The organism is Streptomyces flavotricini, assembly GCF_020639365.1.
Taxonomy (GTDB): Bacteria; Actinomycetota; Actinomycetes; order Streptomycetales; family Streptomycetaceae; genus Streptomyces; species Streptomyces flavotricini.
Window position 1 is genome coordinate 2,031,659 of the sequence record NZ_JAINUL010000001.1, and the last position, 25,109, is coordinate 2,056,767.

At 72.1% G+C, this 25,109-nt stretch carries 22 protein-coding genes; 9 read left to right on the forward strand and 13 right to left on the reverse strand.

The features are described from left to right. Positions 1-71 precede the first annotated feature (71 nt). A complete protein-coding gene (locus K7B10_RS09340) occupies positions 72-809 on the forward strand; it encodes a MerR family transcriptional regulator (RefSeq protein ID WP_229335589.1) in 738 nt (245 codons plus the stop codon). A gap of 36 nt (positions 810-845) precedes the next feature. Here the strand turns inward: K7B10_RS09340 and K7B10_RS09345 are convergent, their stop codons facing one another. The 6 genes from K7B10_RS09345 to K7B10_RS09370 all read right to left on the reverse strand — a co-directional run bounded on the left by K7B10_RS09345 (position 846) and on the right by K7B10_RS09370 (position 8,234). Further along, positions 846-3,017, reverse strand: a complete 2,172-nt coding sequence (locus tag K7B10_RS09345; RefSeq protein ID WP_229335591.1) for a 3-hydroxyacyl-CoA dehydrogenase NAD-binding domain-containing protein — start codon at positions 3,015-3,017, stop codon at positions 846-848. 53 nt (positions 3,018-3,070) lie between these two features. Continuing rightward, positions 3,071-4,285 carry an acetyl-CoA C-acetyltransferase gene (locus K7B10_RS09350; protein WP_229335593.1) on the reverse strand — a complete coding sequence of 405 codons (1,215 nt, stop codon included), beginning with the start codon at positions 4,283-4,285 and terminating at the stop codon, positions 3,071-3,073. A 30-nt stretch (positions 4,286-4,315) separates the two neighbouring features. Then, positions 4,316-5,458 (reverse strand): acyl-CoA dehydrogenase family protein, encoded by a 1,143-nt coding sequence (locus K7B10_RS09355; RefSeq protein ID WP_229335595.1) that lies wholly within the window; start codon positions 5,456-5,458, stop codon positions 4,316-4,318. Positions 5,459-5,505: 47 nt separating this feature from the next. Continuing rightward, positions 5,506-6,531, reverse strand: coding sequence for an LLM class F420-dependent oxidoreductase (locus tag K7B10_RS09360; protein WP_229335597.1), 1,026 nt, complete (start codon positions 6,529-6,531; stop codon positions 5,506-5,508). Continuing rightward, complete coding sequence (locus K7B10_RS09365) at positions 6,531-7,700, reverse strand: CaiB/BaiF CoA transferase family protein (protein ID WP_229335599.1); 1,170 nt, start codon at positions 7,698-7,700, stop codon at positions 6,531-6,533. The genes K7B10_RS09360 and K7B10_RS09365 overlap by 1 nt, the downstream gene beginning before the upstream one ends. 105 nt (positions 7,701-7,805) lie before the next feature. Beyond that, complete coding sequence (locus K7B10_RS09370; protein ID WP_229335601.1) at positions 7,806-8,234, reverse strand: MmcQ/YjbR family DNA-binding protein; 429 nt, start codon at positions 8,232-8,234, stop codon at positions 7,806-7,808. A gap of 447 nt (positions 8,235-8,681) precedes the next feature. Between K7B10_RS09370 and K7B10_RS09375 the strand changes: the two genes are divergently transcribed. Beyond that, positions 8,682-10,295 carry a PKD domain-containing protein gene (locus K7B10_RS09375; RefSeq protein ID WP_229335602.1) on the forward strand — a complete coding sequence of 538 codons (1,614 nt, stop codon included), beginning with the start codon at positions 8,682-8,684 and terminating at the stop codon, positions 10,293-10,295. Between the two features lie 206 nt (positions 10,296-10,501). Continuing rightward, positions 10,502-11,656 carry a saccharopine dehydrogenase family protein gene (locus K7B10_RS09380; RefSeq protein ID WP_229344888.1) on the forward strand — a complete coding sequence of 385 codons (1,155 nt, stop codon included), beginning with the start codon at positions 10,502-10,504 and terminating at the stop codon, positions 11,654-11,656. A gap of 12 nt (positions 11,657-11,668) precedes the next feature. Here the strand turns inward: K7B10_RS09380 and K7B10_RS09385 are convergent, their stop codons facing one another. Continuing rightward, positions 11,669-12,346: an endonuclease V gene (locus tag K7B10_RS09385; RefSeq protein WP_229335604.1), complete on the reverse strand. Its 678-nt coding sequence runs from the start codon at positions 12,344-12,346 to the stop codon at positions 11,669-11,671. A 26-nt stretch (positions 12,347-12,372) separates the two neighbouring features. Between K7B10_RS09385 and K7B10_RS09390 the strand changes: the two genes are divergently transcribed. Beyond that, entirely contained in the window at positions 12,373-12,672 is a 300-nt protein-coding gene (locus tag K7B10_RS09390; protein ID WP_229335606.1) for a YciI family protein, read from the forward strand. Between the two features lie 1,115 nt (positions 12,673-13,787). On the opposite strand, the gene K7B10_RS09395 is transcribed toward K7B10_RS09390, so the two are convergent. Next, on the reverse strand, positions 13,788-14,876 hold the full coding sequence (locus K7B10_RS09395) for a WD40/YVTN/BNR-like repeat-containing protein (RefSeq protein WP_229335608.1): 1,089 nt from the start codon (positions 14,874-14,876) through the stop codon (positions 13,788-13,790). A 74-nt stretch (positions 14,877-14,950) separates the two neighbouring features. Here K7B10_RS09395 and K7B10_RS09400 point away from each other — a divergent pair, with 74 nt between their 5' ends. The 4 genes from K7B10_RS09400 (at position 14,951) to K7B10_RS09415 (ending at position 19,067) form a co-directional block, all read left to right on the forward strand. Beyond that, the gene (locus K7B10_RS09400; RefSeq protein WP_229335609.1) at positions 14,951-15,367 is read left to right on the forward strand and encodes a (4Fe-4S)-binding protein; all 417 of its coding nucleotides are present in this window, start codon (positions 14,951-14,953) and stop codon (positions 15,365-15,367) included. 177 nt (positions 15,368-15,544) lie between these two features. After that, a complete protein-coding gene (ssgD, locus tag K7B10_RS09405; protein ID WP_229335610.1) occupies positions 15,545-15,961 on the forward strand; it encodes a spore wall synthesis regulator SsgD in 417 nt (138 codons plus the stop codon). Positions 15,962-16,191: 230 nt separating this feature from the next. Then, a complete protein-coding gene (locus tag K7B10_RS09410; protein WP_229335612.1) occupies positions 16,192-17,832 on the forward strand; it encodes an ABC-F family ATP-binding cassette domain-containing protein in 1,641 nt (546 codons plus the stop codon). A 263-nt stretch (positions 17,833-18,095) separates the two neighbouring features. Beyond that, positions 18,096-19,067 carry an acyl-ACP desaturase gene (locus K7B10_RS09415; protein ID WP_229335614.1) on the forward strand — a complete coding sequence of 324 codons (972 nt, stop codon included), beginning with the start codon at positions 18,096-18,098 and terminating at the stop codon, positions 19,065-19,067. 160 nt (positions 19,068-19,227) lie between these two features. On the opposite strand, the gene K7B10_RS09420 is transcribed toward K7B10_RS09415, so the two are convergent. The 3 genes from K7B10_RS09420 to ligD all read right to left on the reverse strand — a co-directional run bounded on the left by K7B10_RS09420 (position 19,228) and on the right by ligD (position 21,443). After that, complete coding sequence (locus tag K7B10_RS09420; protein WP_229335615.1) at positions 19,228-19,482, reverse strand: WhiB family transcriptional regulator; 255 nt, start codon at positions 19,480-19,482, stop codon at positions 19,228-19,230. Between the two features lie 77 nt (positions 19,483-19,559). Further along, positions 19,560-20,354 (reverse strand): VOC family protein, encoded by a 795-nt coding sequence (locus K7B10_RS09425; RefSeq protein ID WP_229335617.1) that lies wholly within the window; start codon positions 20,352-20,354, stop codon positions 19,560-19,562. A gap of 54 nt (positions 20,355-20,408) precedes the next feature. Then, the gene (gene ligD / locus K7B10_RS09430) at positions 20,409-21,443 is read right to left on the reverse strand and encodes a non-homologous end-joining DNA ligase (RefSeq protein ID WP_229335619.1); all 1,035 of its coding nucleotides are present in this window, start codon (positions 21,441-21,443) and stop codon (positions 20,409-20,411) included. A gap of 75 nt (positions 21,444-21,518) precedes the next feature. Here ligD and K7B10_RS09435 point away from each other — a divergent pair, with 75 nt between their 5' ends. Continuing rightward, entirely contained in the window at positions 21,519-22,592 is a 1,074-nt protein-coding gene (locus tag K7B10_RS09435; protein WP_229335621.1) for an ATP-dependent DNA ligase, read from the forward strand. Here K7B10_RS09435 and K7B10_RS09440 read toward each other — a convergent pair. Then, on the reverse strand, positions 22,550-23,977 hold the full coding sequence (locus K7B10_RS09440; RefSeq protein ID WP_229335622.1) for an NAD(P)/FAD-dependent oxidoreductase: 1,428 nt from the start codon (positions 23,975-23,977) through the stop codon (positions 22,550-22,552). The two genes, K7B10_RS09435 and K7B10_RS09440, sit on opposite strands and share 43 nt — an antisense overlap. 105 nt (positions 23,978-24,082) lie before the next feature. Continuing rightward, positions 24,083-25,084 (reverse strand): NAD(P)/FAD-dependent oxidoreductase, encoded by a 1,002-nt coding sequence (locus tag K7B10_RS09445; RefSeq protein ID WP_229335623.1) that lies wholly within the window; start codon positions 25,082-25,084, stop codon positions 24,083-24,085. Positions 25,085-25,109: the final 25 nt, after the last annotated feature.

The window sequence follows — 25,109 nt, forward strand, 5'->3', positions numbered from 1 at the left end:
CGTTTCACATCGTTGGTGCGACAGCAATACTGTTGAACCCAAGCTGTGGAGCAGAGAGCGAGGCGCAGACGATGGCCGACCAGGCACCCGAGCCGATGCTCACCGTCGACGAGCTGGCGGCCCGGGCGGGCGTCACCGTGCGCACCGTTCGTTTCTACAGCACGCGCGGGCTTTTGCCCCCTCCCGTGATCGGCCCTCGTCGGGTGGGGCACTACGGGCCGGAGCACCTGTCCCGGCTGGCGCTCATCGAGGAACTCCAGCACCAGGGCATGACGTTGTCGGCCATCGAGCGCTATCTGGACGCGCTGCCCGACGACCTGAGCGCGCACGACCTGGCGATCCACCGTGCCATGGTGTCCAGTTGGGCTCCGGACGCGCCCCAGGAGGTGTCGCGGGAGGAGCTGGAGAAGCGGGCCGGGCGGAGCCTGTCGGACGCCGACGTGCGGCGGCTGACGGCGATGAACGTACTGGCACCGGCCGCCGGCGGGTTCCGGGTGGACGTGGGGCTGCTGCGCCTGGGCGTCGCGCTGCTGGACGTGCCGATCGCGCACGAGACGATCCTGGTGGCGCGCAAGGTCCTGCTGGAGCACGCTCGGACGGCGGCGCACGAGCTGACGGCCCTGTTCCGGGACGAGGTGTGGGGGCCGTTCACGCGGGGCGAGAGCGATCCGGAGCGGGTGGAGTCGATGAAGGCGCTGTCCGCGCACATGCAACCGATGGTGGTGCAGGCGCTGGTGACCGCGTTCCAGCGGTCCCTGAAGGAAGAGCTGCGGGCGGCGTTCGTCTCGGAGCCCGAAGGCTCCGGGTGAACGCCGCCCGCGGCGGGTCGGGCGGTCTCGGCGGGATCAGTCGGCGTACGTCTCGCCGCGCTCGGCCTTCGCCACGAGCGAGGCCGGCGGGGTGAAGCGCTCGCCGTACTGGGCGGCCAGCTCACGGGAGCGGGCGACGAAGCCCGCCAGGCCGCCCTCGTAGCCGTTGATGTACTGGATCACGCCACCGGTCCAGGCCGGGAAGCCGATGCCCATGATGGAGCCGATGTTGGCGTCGGCGATCGAGGTGAGCACGCCCTCGTCGAGGCAGCGGACGGTGTCCAGGGCCTCGGAGAAGAGCATCCGCTCCTTCATGTCGATGAACGGGATGTCCGCGTCCGGCTTGGCGAAGTGCTCGCGCAGGCCCGGCCAGATGCCGGCGCGCTTGCCGCTCTCGTCGTACGCGTAGAAGCCGGCCCCGCCGCTGCGGCCGGGGCGGCCGAACTCGTCGACCATCCGGTCGATGACCGCGTCCGCGGGGTGCGCGGTCCACGTGCGGCCCTCGGCCTCGAAGGCCTTGCGGGTCTCGTTGCGGATCTTGCGCGGGAGGGTGAGCGTGAGCTCGTCCATCAGGGAGAGCACCTTGGCCGGGTAGCCGGCCTGGGCCGCGGCCTGCTCGATGGAGGCGGGCTCCACGCCCTCGCCGACCATCGCCACGCCCTCGTTGATGAACTGGCCGATGACGCGCGAGGTGAAGAAGCCGCGCGAGTCGTTGACCACGATCGGGGTCTTGTTGATCTGCCGTACGAGGTCGAAGGCGCGGGCGATGGCCTCGTCGCCGGTGCGCTCACCCTTGATGATCTCCACCAGCGGCATCTTGTCGACGGGCGAGAAGAAGTGCAGTCCGATGAAGTCGACGGGGCGCGAAACCCCTTCCGCGAGGCCCGTGATGGGCAGCGTGGAGGTGTTGGAGCACAGCAGCGCGTCGGGGGCGATGACGTCCTGGATCTCCTGGAACACCTTGTGCTTGAGGGAGGTGTCCTCGAACACGGCCTCGATGACGGCGTCGCAGCCGGCCAGGTCGGCGGCCTCGGCGGTCGGGGTGATCCGGGCGAGCAGCTCCGCGCGCTGCGCCTCGGTGCTGCGGCCGCGGGAGACGGCCTTGTCGAGCAGCTTCTCGGAGTACGCCTTGCCCTTCGCGGCGGCCTCGGCGGTGACGTCCTTCAGCACCACCTCGATGCCCGCGCGGGCACAGGAGTACGCGATGCCGGCGCCCATCATGCCGGCGCCGAGGACGGCGACCTTGGTGACCTTGCGGGGCACGATGCCCTGCGGGCGGCTGCGGCCGGCGTTGACGGCCTGGAGGTCGAAGAAGAACGCCTGGATCATGTTCTTGGCGGTCTGCCCGGTGACCAGCTCGGTGAAGTAGCGGGCCTCGATGGTCAGCGCGGTCTCGAAGTCCACCTGGGCGCCCTCGACGGCACACGCCAGGATGTTGCGCGGGGCCGGGTACGGGGCGCCGTTCAGCTGCTTGCGCAGGTTGGCCGGGAAGGCCGGGAGGTTGGCGGCGAACTTCGGGTTCGACGGCGTGCCGCCCGGGATCCGGTAGCCGGGTACGTCCCAGGGCTGCTTCGACTCGGGGTTGGCGTCGATGAAGGCGCGGGCCTTGGCGAGCATCTCCTCGGGGGTGGCGGCCAGTTCGTGGACGAGGCCGTTGTCGAGGGCGCGCTGCGGGTTGTACTGGGTGCCCTGGAGCAGGACCTTGAGCAGTGCGTCGGCGATACCCATGAGGCGGACCGTACGGGTGAGACCGCCGCCGGCCGGGAGCAGCCCGAGGGTGACCTCGGGCAGGCCGATCTTGGAGCCGGGGGCGTCGAGGGCGACGCGGTGGTGGGAGGCGAGGCAGATCTCGTAACCGCCGCCCAGGGCGGCGCCGTTGATGGCGGCGACGACGGGCTTGCCGAGGGTCTCGATGCGACGCAGCGAGCGCTTGATCTCGGTGCCGGTGTCGAAGGCGAGCTGCGCGTCCTCGGGACGCAGCCGGATCATGTCCTTGAGGTCGCCGCCCGCGAAGAAGGTCTTCTTGGCGGAGGTGTAGATGATGCCGCGGATGGAGTCCTTCTCGGCCTCGGCGCGGTCGGCGACGGCCGCGATGGAGTCCTTGAAGGCCTGGTTCATCGTGTTGGCGGACTGGCCCGGGTCGTCGAGGGTGAGGGTGACGACGCCGGTCTCGTCCTGTTCCCAGCGGATCGTGGTGGACTCGCTCATGTTTCTCGCTGCTTCCGTGTCGGGGAGGAGGTCTGGGGTGTGCAGGACGGGATTCAGAGGCGTTCGACGATGGTGGCGACGCCCATGCCGCCGCCGACGCAGAGGGTGACGAGCCCGTAGCGCTTGTCCTGGCGCTCCAGTTCGTCGATGACGGTGCCGAGGAGCATCGCGCCGGTGGCGCCGAGCGGGTGGCCGAGCGCGATGGAGCCGCCGTTGACGTTGACCCTGTCGAGGGAGATGCCCATGTCCTTGACGAAGCGCAGGACGACGCCGGCGAAGGCCTCGTTCATCTCGATCAGGTCGATGTCGTCGATGGTCAGGCCGGCCTTGGCGAGGGCCTTGCGGGTGGCCGGGGCGGGGCCGGTGAGCATGATGGTGGGCTCGGAGCCGGAGACGGCGGCCGAGACGATCCGGGCGCGGGGCGCGAGGCCGTTCCGTTCGCCCGCCTCGCGGGTGCCGATCGCGACGAGCGAGGCGCCGTCGACGATGCCGGAGGAGTTGCCCGCGTGGTGGACGTGGTCGATCTTCTCGATCCAGTGGTACTTCTGCAGGGCGACGGCGTCGAAGCCGCCGAGGTCGCCGATGTCCGCGAAGGACGGCTTGAGCTTCGCGAGGGTGTCGGCGGTGGTGCCGGGGCGGACGAACTCCTCCTGGTCCAGGACGACCAGGCCGTTGCGGTCGGTGACCGGGACGACGGACTTCGCGAAGCGGCCCTCCTTGATGGAGGTGGCCGCGCGCTCCTGGGAGAGGGCGGCGTACTCGTCGACGTCGCGCCGGGAGAAGCCCTCGATGGTGGCGATGAGGTCGGCGCCGATGCCCTGGGGGACGAAGCCGGTGTCCCAGTTGGTCATCGGGTCGTTGAACCAGGCGCCGCCGTCGGAGGCCATCGGGACGCGGGACATGGACTCCACGCCGCCCGCGAGGACCAGGTCCTCCCAGCCGGAGCGGACCTTGGCGGCGGCCAGGTTGACGGCCTCCAGGCCGGAGGCGCAGAAGCGGTTCTCCTGCACGCCGGCCACCGTGTCCGGGAGTCCGGCGGCGATGGCCGCGATCCGGGCGATGTCGGAGCCCTGGTCGCCGACCGGGCCGACGACGCCGAGCACGATGTCGTCGATGGTGGCGGGGTCCAGGCCGGGGTTGCGCTCGCGCAGGGCGTTGATCAGGCCGACGACCAGGTCGATCGGCTTGGTGCCGTGCAGGGCGCCGTTGGCCTTGCCGCGGCCGCGCGGCGTGCGGATCGCGTCGTATACGTACGCTTCGGTGCTCACTGGTCAAGCCTTTCGGGGAGAGGTCGTGCGTTAGCCGAGGAGGGAGCGGCCGATGATCTCTTTCATGATCTCGGTCGTGCCGCCGTAGATGGTCTGGATACGGCCGTCGGTGAAGGCCCGTGCGACCCGGTATTCGCTCATGTAGCCGTACCCGCCGTGCAGTTGCAGGCAGCGGTCGGCGACCCGCTTCTGGAGCTCGGTCGCCCACCACTTGGCCATCGAGGCGTGCACGTGGTCCAGCTCGCCGTTGGAGTGGTCGACGATGCAGCGGTCCAGGAAGGTGCGGGTGACGGCGCACTCGGTGGCCATCTCCGCTATCTCGAAGCGGATGTGCTGGAGCTTGGAGAGCGGCCGCCCGAAGGCCTCGCGCTCCTTCACGTACGTGGTGGTGATCTCCAGCAGGTGTTCGGCGGCGGCGATGCCGGCCATCGCGATGCCCATCCGCTCCTGCGCGAGGTTGGTCATCAGGTGGACGAAGGCACCGTTGAGCTCGCCGAGCAGGTTCTCCTTGGGAACGCGTACGTCGTGGAAGAACAGTTCGGCGGTGTCCTGCGCCTTCTGGCCGATCTTGTCGAGGTTGCGGCCGCGTTCGAAGCCCTCCGTACCGCGCTCGACCACCAGCAGCGACAGGCCGTGCGCCCCGCCCTCCGGGGTGGTCTTGGCGACGACGACCACCAGGTCGGCCAGGATGCCGTTGGAGATGAAGGTCTTGGAGCCGTTGAGGACCCAGTGGTCGCCGCGGTCCTCGGCGCTGGTCCGGATCCCCTGCAGGTCGGAGCCCGCGCCCGGCTCGGTCATCGCGATGGCGGTGATGGTCTCGCCGGAGCAGAAGCCGGGCAGCCAGCGCCGCTTCTGCTCCTCGGTGGCGAGCGAGGTCAGGTACGGGCCGATGATGTCGTTGTGCAGGCCGATCGCGAGCCCGGCCGCCCCGGCCCGGGTGAACTCCTCGGCGATCACGGCGGCGTAACGGAAGTCTGTGTTCCCGCCGCCCCCGTACTCCTCGGGGACGGCCAGGCCCAGCAGGCCCTGCCGGCCGGCGGCCCGCCAGGCCTCGCGGCTGACGATCCCGTCCTTCTCCCACTGCTCGTAGTGCGGCAGCACCTCCTTGGTGAGGAAGGTGCGCACGGTCTCGCGGAACGCCTCGTGGTCGGCGTCGAAGATGCGGCGTTGCATCGGGCCCCCTAGGTCGTGTTCTGTTCGGATCATGCCGGGCTCGCGACCTAGAGCCAGCTCTTGACGGTTTCGATCAGCCGGGCCGGCTCGGCTCCGACGGGTGTGACGTTGAGCATGGTGACGCCCGCCTCCCGGAAGGCCTCGACCCGCTCGCGTACGTAGCCCTCCGGCCCGCACAACGTCATGAGCTCGCAGAACTCGTCCGGGACGGCTGCCGCGGCGTCGCGCTTGCGGCCGGAGAGGTAGAGCTCCTGGATCTTCCGGGCCTCCTCCCCGTACCCGTAGGCGACGGCGAGGTCGTTGTAGAAGTTCTTGCCGACCGCGCCCATCCCGCCGACGTACAGGGCGATCTGCGGGCGCGCGAGGTCCCGTACGGCGGCGGCGTCCTCGCCGATCGCGAGCAGCCCGCCCGCCACGGTCTGCAGCGGGCCGAGCTCCGGGGAGCGCAGGGCCGCGCCCTCGGCGAGGGCGCCGCCCCACACCGCGTGGGCCTTCTCCGGCAGGAACAGGGTGGGCAGCCAGCCGTCCGCGATCTCGGCGGTCATCCGCACGTTGGCGGGACCGAGCGAGGCGATGTAGACGGGGACCGCGTCGCGGACCGGCCGGGTGAGGATCTTCAGCGGCTTGCCGTGACGGCCGCCCTTCTCGGGCGGCAGCGGCATGTCGGTGATGCCGTGGTGGTCGATCGTCTCGCGGCGCCAGATCCGGCGGCACAGCTCGACGGTCTCGCGGGTCCGGCCGATCGGCTTGTCGTACGGCTTCCCGTGCCAGCCCTCGACGACCTGCGGGCCCGAGGCGCCCAGACCCAGCAGCGCCCGGCCTCCGGAGACCGCGTCCAGGCCGGCGGCCGTCTGGGCGACGAGGGCCGGGGTGCGCGAGTAGACGTTGAGGATGGCCGAGCCGATCTTCATCCGCTCGGTGCGGGCGGCGAGGTAGCCCATGATCGTCGGGGAGTCGAAGCCCCAGGCCTCGGCGACCCACACGGCGTCGAGCCCGGCCGCCTCCAGCGCTGCGGCCTCGTCGGCGGCCCGGCGCGGGTCTCCGGCGTAGTCGAGCATCATGGACAGTTCCATCAGACCTCTTTCGGGAGCAGGGCCGGTACGTCCCAGTCGCGGGCCACGGACTCGGTGTGCGCGCCCGGCAGGGCGGGGCCGGCGACGACCGCGGCCGGGGTGGCCGAGAACCGGGGCGCGGGGGCGGGCTGCGTGATCCCGCCGAAGTCGGTGAAGGTGGCGCGGGCGGCGAGGTGCGGGTGGAACGGCGCCTCGCGCAGGGACAGTACGGGCGCCACGCAGGCGTCGGAGCCCTCGAACACCTCCGTCCACTCCTGCCTCGTACGGGACTTGAAGCGGGCGGCGACCGCCTCGCGGAGCTCGCCCCAGCGGGCCGGGTCCTTGCGGGCCGGGGCCCGGCCCTCGATGCCGAGCAGCTCGACGAAGGTGTCGTAGAACTGCTGCTCCAGCGCGCCGACCGCCATGTATCCGCCGTCGGAGGTCTCGTACGTGCCGTAGAACGGGCAGCCGCCGTCGAGGAGGTTGACCCCGCGACGGTCCTGCCAGCCGCCGGCCGCCATCATGCCGTGGATCATGGCGGTGAGGTGGGCGGTGCCGTCGACGATGGCCGCGTCGACGACCTGGCCGGCGCCGCCGGGGGTGCGGGCGTGCTGGAGGGCGGCGAGCACGCCGATCACCAGGTAGAGCGAGCCGCCCGCGTAGTCCCCGACGAGGTTGGCGGGGACGGCCGGCGGCTCGCCCGGGTTCCCGATCATGCCGAGGGCGCCGGTGACGGCGATGTACGCGATGTCGTGCCCGGCGGTGTGGGCGAGCGGCCCGTCCTGGCCCCAGCCGGTCATCCGGCCGTAGACGAGCTTCGGATTGCGGGCGTGGCATTCGGCGGGGCCGACGCCGAGCCGCTCGGCGACCTGGGGACGGAACCCCTCGATGAGCACGTCGGCCCGCTCGACGAGGTCCAGTACGAGGGCCGGGCCCCCGGCGGACTTCAGGTCGACCAGGACGGAGCGCTTGCCGCGGTTGGTGACGTCGTACGCGGGGTTGACCGCGAGCCCGCCGCCGCCGGGCCGGTCCACCCGTACGACGTCCGCCCCCAGGTCGGCGAGGAGCATGGCGGCGAACGGGCCGGGGCCGATGCCCGCCAGTTCGACGACGCGCACGCCCGCGAGCGGGCCGCGGCCGCGGCCGCCTGGGCCGCCCGGCCCGCCGGGCACGTTCCCTGTCACTGCCATCGAGCCCCCAGCGTCCGTAGCGTCCGTGGCGCGCCATTGTGTGACACAACTGATGTAACACCAGTGATGCTAGGAACGCGCCCCACTCAACACAAGAGCAACCGCTTAGCCGGTTGACTCGTTTCGCACGGCGGGGCCCGCGTCCGGCCCCGCGTCGAGCCGTGCGTCGAGTTCCTTGAGGTGCCGCTTGAGGGCGACCGTCCGGTAGCTCTCCTCCACCCACTCGCACAGCACGTCGAGGGCCGGCGCCCCCTTCTCCCCCAACGGCACGAAGACCCAGCCGGCCCTCCCCAGCCCGTACCCGGTCGGCTCCGCACCGGGCGCGGTCATGGCGTGGCCGTGGAGCGCCTCGTCCTTGAGCTTCACGGAGAGGCCGGGCGCCCGCGGGCCTTCCACGCCGCCCAGGAACACGAAGATCTTCTTGTTGACCTTCACGACGCAGTCCTCGGGCCCCCAGGGAAACTCCATCACGGCCTCCGGCAGCCCCCGGGCGAACTCCCGCACCGCCTCCCACTTGCGCACCGCAGCCTTCATCAACGCCTCCCGTCACACAGCCACCCGCTCGCACGGGCACTCGACCCTCACGCTAGCGCCGCCCCCCGACACGGACCGGGAAGCGGACCACGACCTTCCCGCGGCCGCCGTCGGACGCCCACGGGCACCACCGGTTACCGGAACCGGAGCGGCGGCGACATCAGCCCCGCCGTCGGCTTTTTCGGGGCCTACCCGGACAACTGGTCAGAGAACACGAAACGCCTGATCACAGCAGCCAGATATGACTTCCGTGCCACTTTCGCGACTCTTTCGGCAGGCGCGGGAAATGAACACGGGGGGCGTTAAGCGGAAGCTCAGGAGCTATGTAATCTGAGCGAGCTTTCAGCCCTGGCCAAGGGCTCACGGAACCTAGGGGGCTCGGTGTCCTACCGCCGACTCGCAGCATCCGCCGCCGTCTTCGCGGCCGGCATTTCTCTCATACCGGGCATGGCCCATGCGGCCGGCACCGACTCCGGCGACGCCCAGGGCATCAGCAAGCCCGACCTGGTCCAGGACGGCCTGAAGGACACCACCAAGTTCTCCAGCCCCGCCGACCGGTCGATCCGGCAGAGCACAGCGGCCCCCAAGAGCAAGCTCGCGGCCGCTCCCATGACGGAGACCGCCGGCGCCGCCAACCCGACCCTCGCGGCCGCCCTGGACGCGTTCGCCACCTCCGCGCACGCGATCGAGCTGGACACCTCCGTCACGAGCGCCGCCACCCCGCTCGACATCACCATCGCCTGGGGCGACGGGGCCACCACCACCGCCTCGGCCGCCGGCACCCAGATCGTGACCTCCGAGCACACCTACGCGGAGCTCGGCACCTACACCGTCAAGGTCACCGTGACGGACAAGGCCGCCAACACCTCGGTCACCAACGAGGTGGCGTTCACCACCGCCGGCTCGGACTACACCCCGTACGGCCCCACCCGCCTGCTGGACACCCGCAACGGCACCGGCGCCGCGAAGGCCGCCAAGGTCGCCCCGTACACCTCCGCGCACCTGAAGATCGGCGGGAACGGCTCCATCCCCGCCGGCGTCACCGCGGTGGTCCTCAACGTCACCGTCACCGGCACCACCAGCGGCGGCCACGTCACCGCCTTCGCCGACGGCGACGAGAAGCCGAGCACCTCGAACGTCAACTTCGTCCCCGGCCAGACGGTCCCGAACCTGGTCATCGTGCCGGTCGGCGCGAACGGCTACGTCAACCTGTACAACGGCGGCTGGGAGCCGGTCGACCTCATCGCCGACGTCACCGGCTACTTCACGCAGACCGCCTCCAGCGGCTACACCCCGCTGGCGCCGCAGCGCTTCGTCGACACCCGCAGCGGCACCGGCACCGCCAAGGGCCAGCTCGCCGGATACGCGTCCTTCGGCACCCAGATCACCGGCCTGGGGAAGGTGCCGGCCTCCGGCGTCACCGCCGTGGCGCTCAACGTGACCGTCACCAACCCGCGCAGCGACGGCCACCTGACCGTCTACCCGAGCGGCCAGCAGGCCCCGACCGCGTCCAACGTGAACTTCACGACCGGGCAGACCATCGCCAACTCGGTGATCGTCCCGGTCGGCCCCGACGGCAGGATCAACATCCGCAACGGCGGCTGGAACCCGGCCGACGTCATCGTCGACGTCGTCGGCTACTACAGCCCGCAGAGCAAGGGCTCCTACCTGCCCTTCGCCCCGGAGCGGATGCTCGACACCCGCGACCCCGAGAGCCCGGTCCACGGCCCCCTGGCCGGCCGCGACTACATCTACACGGGAATGGCCGAGCCCGGCTCCGGCGTCACCGGCTTCGTGCTGAACGCCACGGTCACCAACACCAGGGACAGCGGCTTCCTCGCGGTCGCCCCGGACCCGAACACGCTGGACGAGTACGACAACGACGCGGCGGGCCCGCCGGCACCGCCCACCTCCTCGACCCTGAACTGGACGACCGGCAAGACCGTCCCGAACCTGGTCCAGGCGAGCACCGGCGGTACCGGCGTCGTCGACTTCTGGAACCAGAGCGACGGCAACACCGATCTCATCGTCGACGTCTTCGGCATGTACCAGGAGAACTGAGGCACGGCGCCCCGCGCCGACCGAAGCGCCCCGCGGCGGCCGTCCAGGCCGCCTCCGGGGCGCTGTTCTGCGTACGGGGGCGTGCGGGTTAGCCTCAGCCACCGACAGGAGTGGGAGGAGCCGTGGTGAACGAAGAGGTTCGACGGGCCGACGGGGCCGCGGGGCGCGAACCCGCACGCGCGCGCTCACGCGAACGGTCCTATGACGTGGTGCTCTTCGGGGCGACCGGGTTCGTCGGCGCCCTCACCGCCGAGTACCTCGCCGCACACGCCCCCGCCGGCTGCCGGTGGGCCCTCGCGGGGCGCGACCTCGGAAAGCTGGAACGCCTGCGCGAACGGCTGACCGCGCTCGACCCCGGCTGCGCCTCGCTGCCGCTGCTGCGCGCGGACGCCGGAGACCCGTCGGCCGTACGGGAACTGGCCGCCTCCACCCGGGTCCTGGCCACGACCGTCGGACCGTACGTGCTGTGCGGGGCGGAGCTGGTCGCCGCCTGCGCGGCGGCGGGCACGGACTACGTGGACCTCACGGGCGAGCCGGAGTTCGTGGACCGGATGTACGTGGAGCACGACGGCCGGGCCCGGGAGAGCGGTGCGCGGCTGGTGCACGCCTGCGGCTTCGACTCGATCCCGGCCGACCTCGGCGCGTACTTCACCGTGGGGCAGCTGCCGGAGGGCGTCCCGCTGCGGGTGGACGGGTTCATGCGCTCCCACGCGACCTTCTCCGGCGGCACCCTGGCCTCCGCGCTGACCGCCATGGGCCGCGGACCGCAGACCCTGGCGGCGGCGCAGGAGCGGCGGCTGCACGAACCCCGGCTGCTGGACCGCCGCGTACGGGGGCCCCTGGGCGCGCCGCGGTTCAGCCGGGAGACCGGCACCTGGGCGCTGCCGCTGCCGACCCTGGACCACCGGATCGTGACCCGCTCGGCGGCCGCGCTGGAGCGGTACGGGCCGGACTTCCGCTATCGGCAGTACGCCTCGGTGAAGCACCTCCCGGTCGCCGTGGGCGGTGCGGCGGCGGTCGGCGCGGCGGTGGCCCTGGCGCAGCTCCCGGCGGCGCGGCGCTGGATGACGAGCCGCCGGGAGGCGGGCCAGGGCCCGGACGCGGAGCGGCGGGCGCGCAGCTGGTTCACCGTCCGCTTCGTGGGCGAGGGCGGCGGCCGCCGCGTGTTCACCGAGGTCTCGGGCGGCGACCCGGGCTACGGGGAGACCGCCAAGATGCTGGCGGAGTCCGCGCTGTGCCTCGCGTACGACGCCCTGCCGGAGCGGGCGGGCCAGCTCACCACGGCGGTGGCGATGGGCGACGCCCTGCTGGACCGGCTCCAGAAGGCGGGGATCCGGTTCCGGGTGGCCGCCGCTCGCTGAACCGGCCGCCGTTCAGGAGGCTTCGCGCAGGGCCCGCCGGCAGAGCGAGTCGGCGTGCCGGGTGGACTCGGGGATCCGGAAGCGCGGGCTCAGCGCGAGGGCGTGGGCGCAGGCGGTGTCGAGGGAGATCCGGTGGCCCACGGAGACGTACACCGGCTTGACCCCGTCCTGCGTGCGCAGCGCGCGCCCGACGACGGCGCCGTCGGGCGCGACCAGCGGGGCGGCGTCGCCGCGCCGGGCCCCGGGCTCCTCGTACGTGAAGGTGAACGGGTTCTTCGCGACGCCCATGCTCGGCAGTCCGGTGACGACCCCGAGGTGGCAGGCGAGGCCGAATCCGCGGGGGTGGGCGAGCCCGTAACCGTCGCAGACGACCAGGTCGGGGGCGGCGGTGAGCGAGTCGAGCGCGGCCAGCACGGTGGGCAGTTCACGGAAGGCGAGGAGCCCGGGCACGTAGGGGAAGCTGACGTGCCCGACGGCCGTCGCCTCCTCGACGACCTCCAGGGTGGCGGCGTCGAGGACGACGGCCGCGGCGGCGACGAGGTCGCGCTCGTCGTCGTAGGCGACGTCCACGCCCGCCACCAGCCCGCGCCCGGGCGGCGGACCGGTCTCGTCGAGCACCACGGTCTTGCGCAGTTCGTCCTGTATCGCCCGGGCCTCGGCCTCATCGGCGGGGGTCTTCGTACTCGTCATGATGGTGCGAGAGTAGCCTGGCGATCATGTTCGTCATGGAGCTCACCTACACCGCGCCCATCGAAGCCGTCGAAGACGAGCTGGACGCCCACATCGCGTGGCTGGACGGCTATTACGCCTCCGGCGTCTTCCTCGCCTCGGGCCGCAAGGTCCCGCGCGAGGGCGGCGTCATCCTGGCCGCCGGCGTCTCCCGCACGGAGGTCGAGCGCATCGCGGCAGAGGACCCCTTCACCCTGGCCGGCGTATGCGAGTACCGCATCACGGAGTTCATCGCGACGAAGACGTCGGGGGACTTGGCGAACGTACGGGAGAACCCGGCGGTCTAGGGGGTGGGGCTTCGCTGCGGGGGCGGGGTCCCGAAGCGGCGGGGTCGGGGTGGTGTCCGGGGGCGTCCCGTCAGTCCACTGTCCTTCCGTGTCGGGTCGGTCCGTCAAGGGCGCTCCCTGCGGTCGCGTCGCTCCGCGATGTCGCTGCGCTCCACCCTTGACCGACCGCCCCGCCCCGGAATGCCATAAGACTGCCGGGAAGCCCCCGAAGGAATGGCCGGGAGGTTACCGGGCAGGGACGGGCCCTCAGCGATGCCGACCGGCGGTCTCGGCCGGCCCTGTTCCCGTCCCGGGACCACCACCCCCGGCCATGGCAGGGGGCGCCCCAGATCGCTACGCGCTCCTCACGGCATGGCGACCGGCGACCGTCTGGGGCCGGACATAAGCCGCCCACACACCAGGTGCGAAAGGCCTTTCGGCGCCTGCACGCCGCCGGAGGACGCAAGAGGGCTTTCACGGGCGGCTTTCCGGGCGCCTGCAGACCGTCTGACGACGAAAAAGGGGCGAGATGAGGGCGAGAGGGAGTCTGATGCCGGATCTCTCAACCTCCCACTCCGACAAGGCGGTTTACGGGTTCCGATCGGTCACCAAAAGGGACAAACAGGCCGCAGGCGCCCCATCGGAGGGGTTGGTGCCGGCCATGGGCGGTCTATGTCCAGCCCCAGACGGCCGCCGGACGCTAAGACGTGAGGAGCACGTAGCGATCCGGGGCGAACGGGCGGGGGATGGTCATCTCACCGCTGTCCGGCGCGGGTTGACCTGCCGAGGTGCGGAATGACCGGCCATGACACCCTCTCGGCCTGCTGATGCACAGGAGACGCCGATCGGCATCGCTGAGGGCCCGTCCCTGCCCGGTAACCTCCCGGCCATTCCTTCGGGGGCTTCCCGGCAGTCTTATGGCATTCCGGGGCGGGGCGGTCAGTCAAGGGGGGCCGAAGGCCATCGCGAAGCGACGCGACCGAAGGGAGCGCCCTTGACGGACCGACCCGACACGGAAGGACAGTGGACTGACGGGACGCCCCCGAACACCACCCCGACCCCGAGCCCATGAGTCCCGCCCCCGAAGCCCCCGCCCCGGCCCGCCCGGCACCCCGCCGCCGAAGCCCCCGCCGGCCTCATGCTCCCTCCAGCCTTCCGACCCGTCCCTTCTCCCCCGCCGCCCAGCAGCCGCCGTCGCTCGCGCAGTCGACGGTGTCGAACGAGCCCGGGTCCAGCGGCCGCCAGGTCCTGCCCGCGTCCGTCGTGACGTCCGTGCCCGTCGGCCCCACCGCCAGGGCCGCCGTGCGCAGGTGCGGGAGCCAGGCCGCGCCCGAGCGGTAGGCGGGTGGCGGGGTCGGAGCCGGGCGCCAGGTGCGGCCCGCGTCCGCCGATACCGCGGCGGCCTGCGGGGAAGCCTCGCCGGTGCGGTAGTCGCCGCCGACCGCGAGGCCCGTCGTACGGTCGCGGAAGGCCAGGGCGAAGACCCCCTTGGCCGGATCCCCCGCCGGGATGCCCGATTCGGCGACCCGCCAGGTACGGCCGCGATCGGCCGAGTGCAGGATCCGGGCGGTCGCGCCGCCGCCCGTGGCCAGCCAGGCGTCGCGCGGACCGGAGTTCACCAGGCACTGGCCACTGGCCGCGAAGCCCGCCTCGCCCGGCAGGGCGTCCGGCTTCCCCGCGCTCGGCAGCACCGCCCAGTTCCGGCCGCCGTCGTCCGTCGACAGGATCCGGAACCTGCCGTCCACCGGGTCGCTCATGGCCAGCCCGTGCCGGGAGTCGAAGAAGGTGAGGCAGTCGTAGAAGGCCCGCGGGTCGGGGTTGCGGAAGGCCTCCGTCCAGGTGGCGCCGCCGTCCTCGGTGCGCAGCACCCGCGAAGCCTCGCCCTCCCCGATGGACAGGGCCACCGCGCGCCGCGCGTCGAAGGCCTCGATGTCGCGCAGCTCCAGGCCCTCCGCGACCGCGCCCGGCGGTGAGACGTCACGCCAGCTGCGGCCGCCGTCCGTCGTGCGCAACACCGTGCCCTTGGTGCCGGCCACCCAGGCCGTGGAGCGACTGACCGCCGCCAGTCCGCGGAACCGGGCGTCCTTGCCGGTGCCCTTCAGCGCCCAGCCCACGCTCTTGGCCCGTAATCCCTGCGGGTCGCCCAGGTCCTGCGCGTGCGCCGGGGCGGCCAGCAGACCCACCGCCAAAGCCGCCGCGCACATGCCAACTCCCAGAAGTCTCATGGCGCCGGAAGCTAATGCACGCCGGATTCGGCGTCCAGGGTGCGTCCTCATCCCCGCGTTCCTACGCTGAGGCCATGCCATCCAAGGAACCCAAGGCCTACGACGGCAAGCGCATCACCGTCACCTACGACACCGGGCGGTGCCTGCACGCCGCCGAATGCGTGCGCGGGCTCCCCGAGGTGTTCGACTCGGGGAAGCGTCCGTGGGTGCAGCCGGACGGCGCCGAGCCGGAGCGGGTCGCGGAGGTGATCCGCCGCTGCCCCTCGGGCGCGCTCCAGTACCGGCTCGCCTGCGAGGGGCCCACCGAGGAGCCGGACCGGCCCACCACGGTCGTGCGGTCGTCGGCCGGGCAGCTCGTCCTGCGCGGCGATCTGCGCGTGACGACCCCCGAGGGGGCCGTCCGACGGGAGACCAGGGCCATGCTTTGCGCCTGTGGAGTGAGCGGGAACCAGCCGTTCTGTGACCACTCCGGGGCCTGCGGCAACGACTGAGAACCCTTCACCCACCCCCCTCCACCCGTCACTCTGTGCGATCAAACGGACGCGTTCCAGCCAATCGGTGACACAGCTCACGTCAGTTCGCATGCACGGATTTGCCGATTCCGGCGTCTATCCGGTTGCCGGGCCTCACCCACGCCCGGCAGCAGATCCGCCGCAAGGGAGCGAGCCTTGATCACTGTTATCGAGCAGGCCGTGCAGGCCCGTCTGGTCGCCACCGCCCCGAAGGTCGAGACCGTACCCGTCACGCTCTGCTACGACCGTTCGGATCCGTTCGCCGTGCGCATGGCCTTCCCCGCCCCCGCCACCCTGGAAGGCGTCGAGGTTTCGTGGACCTTCGCCCGCGAGCTCCTCGAATCGGGGCTGGACCGCCCGACGGGGTGGGGCGACGTGCGGGTGCGGCCGTACGACATCGACCGGACCACCATCGAGTTCCACGCCTCCGAGGGCGTGGCGATCGTGCTGATGCTGACGGCCGAGCTCCACCGGTTCCTGGAGCGGGCCGCGACGATCGTGCCGCCGGGTCTGGAGCACCTGTACCTCGACATGGACCACAGCCTGGCCGAGCTGATGCGCGACCCGCGCTGAATCCGGATCCCCCGCCCTCCCGCGGTTAATTCGTTTGCGGGCGGCTCCCGGCCGCCCGTAGCTTCGTAGACGCCCCACTGCCGTCGAAACGGAGCAGGACGTTGCTCTTCTGAGGTCCGAGACACCGACCGATCCCGCTGATCCCGCCGATCCGACCCGTTCCGCGTCGGATCCGACCGTCGGCTGTCTCCCCGCGTTGCACGCACCACTCACGCAACCTGGAGGCCTCCATGAGCCATACCCCTGCATTCATCACCTGCTCCGCCCTGTCCTTCGACTGGCCCGACGGAACTCCCGTCTTCGAGGACTTCCAGCTGGCCGTCGGCCCCGGCCGTACCGGCCTGATCGGGGTCAACGGCTGCGGGAAGTCCACCCTGCTGAAACTCATCGCGGGTGAACTGACCGCATCCGACGGCCAGTCGTCCGTGGCCGGCACCCTCGGGTACCTCCCGCAGAACGTCACCCTCGACACCGCCCTGCGCGTCGACGAGGCGCTCGGCATCCGCGCCACCCGCGCCGCCCTGCACGCCATCGAGGCGGGCGAGGCCACCGAGGCGAACTTCGCCGCGGTCGGCGACGACTGGGACGTCGAGGAACGCGCCCTGGCCACCCTCGACCAGCTCGGCCTCGCCCGGATCGGCCTGGACCGCACGGTCGGCGAACTGTCCGGTGGCGAAGGCGTGCTGCTGCGCCTCGCCGCGCTGCTGCTCGCCCGCCCCGACGTCCTGCTGCTGGACGAGCCGACGAACAACCTGGACCTGCGGGCCCGGCGCCGGCTGTACGCGGCGGTCGAGTCCTGGTCCGGGGTGATGCTCCTGGTCAGCCACGACCGCGAGCTGCTGGAGCGGGTCGACCAGATCGCCGACCTGCACGACGGCGAAGTCCGCTGGTACGGAGGGAACTTCTCGGCGTACGAGGAGCAGCTCGCCGCCGAGCAGGACGCGGCCGAACGGATGGTCCGGGTCGCGGAGGCCGACGTACAGCGGCAGAAGCGGGAACTGTCCGACGCCCACATGAAGTTGGCGCGGCGCAAACGGTACGGCCAGAAGATGTACGACACGAAGCGCGAGCCGAAGATCGTCATGGGCGCCCGCAAGCGCGCGGCGCAGGAGTCGGCCGGCAAGCACCGCATCATGCACGCGGAGAAGCTGGCACAGGCGAAGGAGCGGCTGGACCAGGCGGCGGAGGCCGTCCGGGACGACGACGAGATCCGGATCAAGCTGCCGGCCACCCAGGTCCCGCCCGGTCGCCGGGTCCTGACCCTGAGCAACGTGCGCCTGGCGCACGGAGCCCGGGTCGCGGGCGAGTGGGAGCTGCGCGGTCCGGAGCGGATCGCACTGGTGGGGCGCAACGGCTCCGGCAAGACGACCCTGCTGCGCACGATCGCGGGGGCGCTCGCACCGGTGTCCGGGGAGGCGATCACGCACGTGCCGACGCGGTTCCTGCCGCAGCGGCTGGACGTGCTCGACGAGAGCCGGTCGGTGGTGGAGAACGTGGCCCGGTTCGCCCCGCAGGCATCGAACAACCTGATCCGGGCGCGGCTCGCGCACTTCCTGCTCCGGGGCGCCCGGGCGGACCGGCCGGCCGGCACCCTGTCGGGCGGCGAGCGGTTCCGGGCGGCGCTGGCGGCGCTGCTGCTGGCCGAGCCGGCTCCGCAGCTGCTGATGCTGGACGAGCCGACGAACAACCTCGACCTGGCGAGCGTACGGCAGCTCACGGACGCGCTGGAGTCGTACGAGGGTGCACTGCTGGTGGCCAGCCATGACGTGCCGTTCCTGGAGTCGATCGGGATCACCCGGTGGCTGCTGCTCGACGGTGAGCTGAAGCCGACCACGGCCGAGGAGGTGGGCGAGGCCCTCTGGCACGAGTGAACCCGCGGCCGAGCGCGCGGCCGGCTCCGCGCCGGCGATGCCCGTCCGGACGGCGACAGCCGTCAAGGCGGGCATCGCCGGCCACCTGCCGGGGCGACTTTCGTCCCGCCGGGCCCCTCCCGCACGCCTTCAAACTGCGCAGATAACCGGACGTAACCAGTCATATGAACGCCTGGGGCTTGGCTGGCCCTCACGCTCCGCTTAACCTACGGGTTCGTAGGCTACGGAACCGTAGGTATTTCGCTTTGTCCCCAGGAGCACCCGTGACGATCACCTCTCCCCACCTCGGCAGCTCGGAGGCGTGGACCGACGCCAAGCTGCTGTTCGCGCTGGAAGAGGTGGTCGAGAAGGAACTCAACCGCCATCTGAAGGTCACCAAGGACTGGATGCCCCACGAGTACGTCCCGTGGAGCGACGGCCGGAACTTCCCGGGCTTCTTCGAGGACGGCGAGGCCTGGAACCCTCAGCAGTCCAAGGTCACCGACATCGGCAAGATCGCGCTGGTCGTGAACCTGCTGACCGAGGACAACCTCCCCAGCTACCACCACGAGATCGCCACGCTCTTCGGCCGCAACGGCGCCTGGGGCACGTGGGTGCACCGCTGGACGGCCGAGGAGGGCCGCCACGGCATCGTGATGCGCGACTACCTGCTGGCCTCGCGCGCCGTGGACCCGGACAAGCTGGAAGCGTTCCGCATGCAGCACATGTCGGAGGGCTTCGAGTCCGACAACCGGCACTCGATGCTGCACTCGGTGGCGTACGTGGCCTTCCAGGAGCTCGCGACCCGCATCTCGCACCGCAACACCGGCCACCAGTCCGGTGACCCGGTCTGCGACCGGATGCTGGCCCGCATCGCGCAGGACGAGAACCTGCACATGGTCTTCTACCGCAACCTGCTGGGCGCGGCCTTCGAGCTCGCCCCGGACCTGACGATGCAGGCCGTGCGGGACGTCGTGGTCAACTTCCGGATGCCGGGACACGGCATGCCCGGCTTCGAGCGGATGGCCGCCCAGATGGCGATCGGCGGGGTCTACAACCTGCGGATCCACCACGACGACGTGCTGAGCCCGGTGATCCGCTTCCTGAAGATCATGGACATCGACGGCCTCGGCCCCGAGGGCCGGCAGGCCCAGGAGGAGCTCGGGCTCTTCATGAACGGCCTGGACTCCGAGGCCCGCAAGTTCGACGAGCGCCTGGCCGCCCGCGCCGCGCGTCTCGCGGCCCGCAAGGCCTGACCGCCCCGCACTGCTCGACCGCACTGCTCGACCGACCGCACGGCCTGAGCGACCCGCACGGCCTGAGCGATCCGCAACGCCCCGAGACCCTGGCACGGCCCCCGCCCCGCCAGGGTTTCGTGTTGTCCGGGCACGGATGGCCCGGAGGTGGCGGGCCCGGTCAGCCGCGCGGGCGCAGGGCGAGACGCTCCGACTCCGAGAGGCCGCCCCAGACGCCGAAGCGCTCGTCATTGGCCAAGGCGTACTCCAGGCATGCCGTGCGGCCCTCGCACGCCCCGCACAGCCGCTTCGCCTCCCGCAGGGACGAGCCCGGCTCCGGGAAGAAGAAGCCCGGCCCCGTCTGGGCGCAGAGGGCGAGGTCGTACCATGCGGGCGCTGCGGTGGTGGCGGTGGTGGTGGCGGTGTTCATCGACATGCCGGAGATACTCATCGCCGCCGATGGACGTCCGATCAACGCCTGATCAACAACGCTCCGCTCCCGGCCGCGTGGCCTCAGGCGCCCGGTGCGGGAGCACTGGCGATGACCGCGAACCGTGCACCGTAGGGGTCCGCCAGCTTCGCGAAGCGGCCGACGCCCTCCATGGACACCGGCGACAGCCGGACCTTGCCGCCCGACTCCTCCGCCCCGGCCGCCGTCACATCGCAGTCGTCGACCTCGAAGTACGGGGTCCAGTAGGGCCGTTCGGCGTCCTCCACCGGGTCGACCCCGATCGGGACCAGTCCGCCGAAAGCCGCTTCCTCGGGCGTGCCCGCCGCCCTGACCACGGTGTACGAGCCGCCCTCGAAGGGCATCTCGCCGATCTCCCAGCCGAAGACGGAGCCGTAGAAGGCCGCGGCCGCCGGCACGTCGTGCGTGTACAGCTCGGTCCAGCACAGGCTGCCGACGTCGGTCACCACGCCGAGGCCTTCGATCCTGCCCGGCTGCCAGACGGAGAACGTGACCCCCGCCGGGTCGGCGAAGATCGCCATCCGGCCGAGGCCCATGACGTCCCTGGGCTCGACCGCCACCGTGCCGCCCGCCTTGACCACGGCGGCCGCGGTGGCGTCCGCGTCGGAGGTCTGGAAGTAGAGCGTCCAGGCCGTCCGGACCTCCTCGGGCGCGACGGCCATGCCGCCGGCCGCGATCTTGCCGTCGAGGCGGAACATCGCGTATCCGCCGGCCTCCTCACCACCCGGCCGGTAGTCCCAGCCGAACAGTCCGGTGTAGAACCCGGCGGCGCCGTCGAGGTCGGGCGTGCCGAGGTCGACCCAGTTCGGCGAGCCGTCCTTGTAGTCCGTCGTGAGCATGACCCGTACTCCTTCCGTCCTCCCTACGAGCATGGCACCCGCCACCGACAGCGCTCAGTCCTCGCCCTTCGCGTCCTCGTGCTTCGCCCGGCTCGGCTGGACGCGTTTCGGTTCGCCCGGCATCTTCGGGTAGTCCGGCGGGTACGGCATGTCGCCCAGGCCGTGGTCGTGTTCGTGGCGGTCGGCCAGTTCCAGGGCCGCGTCCAGGGTGAAGGCGTGCCCGTCCATGTCCGCGTGGAGGTCGCCGAGTTCGGCGTAGCGCGCCGGCATCGTGGTGATGTCGAAGTCACGGGGCTCGGCGGAGTCGATCTCGTCCCAGCGCAGCGGGGCCGAGACGGGAGCGTGCGGGCGCGGGCGTACCGAGTACGCGGAGGCGATCGTGCGGTCGCGGGCGGTCTGGTTGTAGTCCACGAAGATCCGCTCGCCGCGCTCCTCCTTCCACCACGCCGTGGTCACCTTGCCGGGCATCCGCTGTTCCAGCTCGCGGCCGATCGCGATCGCGCAGCGCCGGACCTCGGTGAAGGTCCAGCGCGGTTCGATCGGGACGAAGACGTGCAGACCGCGCCCGCCGGAGGTCTTGGGCCAGCCCCGCAGGCCCAGGTCCTCCAGTACGTCGCGCAGCTCGTGGGCGCAGATCACCGCGTGGTGGTAGTCGGTGCCCGGCTGCGGGTCCAGGTCGATGCGCAGTTCGTCGGGCCGGTCGGTGTCCTCGCGCCGCACCGGCCAGGGGTGGAAGGTGAGACAGCCCAGGTTGGCGGCCCACAGCACGGCGGCCGGCTCGGTCGGGCAGATCTCGTCGGCCGAGCGCCCGCTGGGGAACTCGATGTGCGCGGTCGGGATCCAGTCGGGCAGGTTCTTCGGGGCGCGCTTCTGGAAGAAGGACTCGCCCCCGACCCCGTCGGGGTAGCGCTCCAGGGTGGTGGGCCGGTTGCGCAGGGCGCGCATGATCCCGCCGGCCACGGACAGGTAATACTGCGCCACGTCCAGCTTCGTCAGGCCCCGCTCGGGAAAGTAGACCTTGTCCGGGCTGGACAGCCGCACGGTCCGCCCGCCCGCGTCCAGCTCGATGGCATTACCGGATGCACCCATGTGCGCCACGGTAGGCGGCTCCCGCCCGGTGTGCATACCGGGCGCATCGTGATGTACCACCGCAGAATCTAAGACATGGATCTGCCCGTGATGCCGCCCGTGAAGCCGATGCTCGCCAAGTCGGTGGCCAAGATCCCGCCGGGTATGCAGTACGAGGCCAAGTGGGACGGTTTCCGGGCCGTCGTGCACCGCGACGGCGACGAGGTGGAGATCGGCAGCCGCACCGGCAAGACCCTGACCCGGTACTTTCCCGAGCTGGTGACCGCGCTGAAGGAGAACCTGCCGCCCCGCTGCGTGGTGGACGGCGAGATCGTCATCGTGCACGGCGGGCGGCTGGACTTCGACCGGCTGACCGAGCGGATCCATCCCGCGCAGTCCCGTGTCGACATGCTGGCGCAGAAGACCCCCGCCAGCTTCGTCGCCTTCGATCTGCTCGCGCTCGGCGACGAGGGGCTCCTCGACACCCCGCTCGTCGACCGCCGCAGCGCCCTCACCGATGCCCTGTCCACCGCCCGGCCCCCCGTTCACCTCGCGCCCGCGACCACCGACCCCGCGCTCGCGCAGGAGTGGTTCGAGCGGTTCGAGGGCGCCGGGCTGGACGGGGTGGTCGCCAAACCGCTCGACCTCCCCTACCGGCCCGATGCCCGCCTCATGTTCAAGATCAAGCACGAGCGTACGGCGGACGTCGTCATCGCGGGTTTCCGTTTCCACAAGAGCGGTCCGATTGTCGGATCGCTGCTCCTGGGCCTGTACGACGCCCACGGCGGCCTCCAGCACGTGGGGGTCTGCGCCGCCTTCCCGATGAAGCGCCGCGCCGAGCTGGTGGACGAGCTCGCGCCGCTGCGGATGGAGGACACCACCGGCCATCCGTGGGCCGCCTGGGCCGAGGAGTCCGCGCACGAGAGCGCCCGGCTGCCCGGTGCGCAGAGCCGCTGGACCGGCAAGAAGGACCTCTCGTGGGTGCCGCTGCGCCCCGAGCGCGTCTGCGAGGTCGCCTACGACCACATGGAGGGCGACCGCTTCCGGCACACCGCCCAGTTCCGCCGCTGGCGGCCCGACCGCGAACCGGCGGGCTGTACGTACGCCCAGCTCGAGGAGGTCGTCGGCTACGACCTCGCCGAGGTCCTCGGCGAGGTCGCCGGATCGTAGACCAGCCGCTCCCACTCCTCCCGGTCCGGCCCCGTCTCGTGCGGCACGTACCCGGGCCGGGCCGCCAGCCAGTGCTCCACCCGCTCCCGCACCTGCGGATCGGCGTACGCCCGCTCCGGTGGCTCGACCAGGTGGCGCACCCGCGCCCGGGCCCGCATCACCTCGGGGTCCTCCAGTGCGCACTCGAACAGCGCGGCCACCGCGCGCGCCGAATCCGTCCGCCGCCCGGCCCGCGTCGCGAACCGCTCCCCGATGGCCGTGTCGGCCACCACCTGGAAGTCGAACCACGGCTTCAGGGTCCGCACGGCCCAGGCGTGGTACGCGGCGGCGAACCGCACCGACCCCACGTCCCGGTCCGCCGTACGGGCCACCCTGCGGGCGGCCCAGAGCGCCAGCGAGGTGCCCTGGCCCAGCGTCGGATTGGTGTGCGTGATCGCGTCCCCGATCGGGACCAGTCCGGTCGCCACCGGCCCCCGCCCGTCGACCAGCGCGCTCCACCGGTTGTCCAGGCTCGCCGCGGCCAGTACCCCGGACAGCGGTGCGGCGCCCAGGTCCAGCCAGGCCGCGCCGGGCGGAAAGGCCCGCGCGGCGGCCTCGAACACGGCGGGATCGCGCAGCGCGGAGCGGGTGGCGTCCCGGGTGTGGACGAACAGGGTGACCGCGAAGACCCGGTTGTCGGCCGGGAAGACGGCGCACCCGGCGAACGCTCCGCCGGTCACCGCCCAGGGCCGGCGCGGCCCCTCCTCCATCCCCTCGGGCAGCCGGTACCAGCGGCAGAAGTACGCCAGCCCCGTGCGGTGCCGCTCCACGACCGCCGGCCGGCAGCCCGCCGCGGGCAGCAGGCGCTCGACGCCTCCTCGCCGCCCGCCCGCGTCCACGACGAGGTCCCCCGCGTACGCACCGGCCGGCGTGATCACGCCCCTCACCCGTACGGCGGAGCCCGTCGGCTCGGCCAGCAGCCCGGTCACCGGCTCCCCGTGGTGCATGACGGCCCCGGGCTCGGCGCGCAGGGCGGTGGCCAGGGCGCTCTCCAGCACGATGCGCCGGGCCTGGAGCATCACCAGGTCCTCGTCGCCGGGCCGGGCCGGCGGGCGTACGTCGAACCAGTCCAGCTCGTGCCGCTCACGGGCGCCCAGCCGCAACATCTCCGCGTGGACGTCGGGCAGTTCCTGCCGCAGGACGGTACGGGCCGCGCCGAGCAGGGCGTGCGGCTGCGTGGCCTGCGGGACGCCCGGCCGGTGCCATCCGAAGAAGTCCCGGTCGAGCGCGGCGCCGGGTGCGCGCGTATCGCGTTCGAACAGTTCGGCGGTGTGTCCGTGGCGCGCGGCGAGCAGCGCGGCCGCCAGCCCTCCGACACCGCCGCCGATGACCAGCACATGTGCCATTGCGAGCCCCTCGAGCCTCTGAGCCGACGAACGGTACGAAGATCAGACCGCTCAGAGCCTGCACGAACCCACCCCGACCGAAACCCGCACAGGCGTCCGACACCCCTAGGCCCCGCGGCCGGCGGCGCGGTGGGCTTCGAGGGCTCGCCGCCCCTCCTCCTCGATGAGGTCGGTGTTGATCGCCACGGCCGCGCGCACCCCGGCCGCGGCGGCGCCGGCCAGCTGTTCCATGGGCCCGGCCACGTTCCCGGCGGCCCAGACGCCGCGCAGCGCGGTGGCTCCGCTCGCCGGATCCGCCTCCAGACAGGTGCCGATCACCGCTCCGGCCCGTTCCACGGTGGCGACGGGCAGCCCGAGGCTCGCCGCCACCCCGGCGCGGGCGGTGAACCGCGGGGCCACCACCAGGGCCGTGCACGCGACGGCCGCGCCGTCGGCCAGGGTCACCCCGGCCAGCCGGTCGCCGGCGGTGTCGAGGCCGGTCACCTCGCCCTCCACCACCGTGATTCCGAGCGCGGACAGCAGCTCCCGGTCCTCGTCGGCGGGCCGCCAGGTGTGGGTCAGCAGGGTCACGCGGTCGGTCCAGTTCCGCCACGTCTGCGCCTGGTGCACGGCGAGCGGGCCGGTGGCCAGGACGGCGACCGGCTCGTCGCGGACCTCCCAGCCGTGACAGTACGGGCAGTGCAGCACGTCCCGCCCCCAGTGCTCCCGGAGCCCGGGCAGCTCCGGCAGCTCGTCGACCAGCCCGGTGGCCACCAGCAGCCGGCCGGCCCGTACGGCGGACCCGTCGGCGCAGCGGACGACGAAGCCGCCGCCCGGCAGCCGGTCGGCGGCGAGCGCGGTGCCGACGGCACCCGCCCGGATCTCGCACCCGTACGCGGTGACCTCGGCCCGCCCCACGGCCAGCAGCTCCGCCGGACTCGCGCCGTCCCGGCCCAGGTAGCCGTGCAGATGGGCGGCGGGGGCGTTGCGGGGGCTGCCGGAGTCGAGCACCAGCACCGCACGGCGGGCCCGGGCCAGGGTCAGCGCCCCGGCGAGTCCGGCGGTCCCGCCTCCCACGACCACCACGTCGAAAGAGCCGGTCAGCGTGTTGTCCCTCGTGTCGTCCATGCATCCGAGGGTGTGGCCGCCCCGC

Bases quoted from the DNA above. Each gene is read 5' to 3' on its own strand.
- K7B10_RS09360 (WP_229335597.1), bottom strand. From the start codon at position 6,531: ATGGAACTGTCCATGATGCTCGACTACGCCGGAGACCCGCGCCGGGCC.
- K7B10_RS09400 (WP_229335609.1), top strand. From the start codon at position 14,951: ATGCCATCCAAGGAACCCAAGGCCTACGACGGCAAGCGCATCACCGTC.
- K7B10_RS09420 (WP_229335615.1), bottom strand. From the start codon at position 19,482: ATGTCGATGAACACCGCCACCACCACCGCCACCACCGCAGCGCCCGCA.
- ligD (WP_229335619.1), bottom strand. From the start codon at position 21,443: ATGGGTGCATCCGGTAATGCCATCGAGCTGGACGCGGGCGGGCGGACC.
- K7B10_RS09370 (WP_229335601.1), bottom strand. From the start codon at position 8,234: ATGAAGGCTGCGGTGCGCAAGTGGGAGGCGGTGCGGGAGTTCGCCCGG.
- K7B10_RS09435 (WP_229335621.1), top strand. From the start codon at position 21,519: ATGGATCTGCCCGTGATGCCGCCCGTGAAGCCGATGCTCGCCAAGTCG.
- K7B10_RS09375 (WP_229335602.1), top strand. From the start codon at position 8,682: ATGGCCCATGCGGCCGGCACCGACTCCGGCGACGCCCAGGGCATCAGC.
- K7B10_RS09340 (WP_229335589.1), top strand. From the start codon at position 72: ATGGCCGACCAGGCACCCGAGCCGATGCTCACCGTCGACGAGCTGGCG.
- K7B10_RS09395 (WP_229335608.1), bottom strand. From the start codon at position 14,876: ATGAGACTTCTGGGAGTTGGCATGTGCGCGGCGGCTTTGGCGGTGGGT.
- K7B10_RS09345 (WP_229335591.1), bottom strand. From the start codon at position 3,017: ATGAGCGAGTCCACCACGATCCGCTGGGAACAGGACGAGACCGGCGTC.
- K7B10_RS09385 (WP_229335604.1), bottom strand. From the start codon at position 12,346: ATGACGAGTACGAAGACCCCCGCCGATGAGGCCGAGGCCCGGGCGATA.
- K7B10_RS09445 (WP_229335623.1), bottom strand. From the start codon at position 25,084: ATGGACGACACGAGGGACAACACGCTGACCGGCTCTTTCGACGTGGTG.
- K7B10_RS09390 (WP_229335606.1), top strand. From the start codon at position 12,373: ATGTTCGTCATGGAGCTCACCTACACCGCGCCCATCGAAGCCGTCGAA.
- K7B10_RS09365 (WP_229335599.1), bottom strand. From the start codon at position 7,700: ATGGCAGTGACAGGGAACGTGCCCGGCGGGCCGGGCGGCCCAGGCGGC.
- K7B10_RS09425 (WP_229335617.1), bottom strand. From the start codon at position 20,354: ATGCTCACGACGGACTACAAGGACGGCTCGCCGAACTGGGTCGACCTC.
- K7B10_RS09410 (WP_229335612.1), top strand. From the start codon at position 16,192: ATGAGCCATACCCCTGCATTCATCACCTGCTCCGCCCTGTCCTTCGAC.
- K7B10_RS09355 (WP_229335595.1), bottom strand. From the start codon at position 5,458: ATGCAACGCCGCATCTTCGACGCCGACCACGAGGCGTTCCGCGAGACC.
- K7B10_RS09440 (WP_229335622.1), bottom strand. From the start codon at position 23,977: ATGGCACATGTGCTGGTCATCGGCGGCGGTGTCGGAGGGCTGGCGGCC.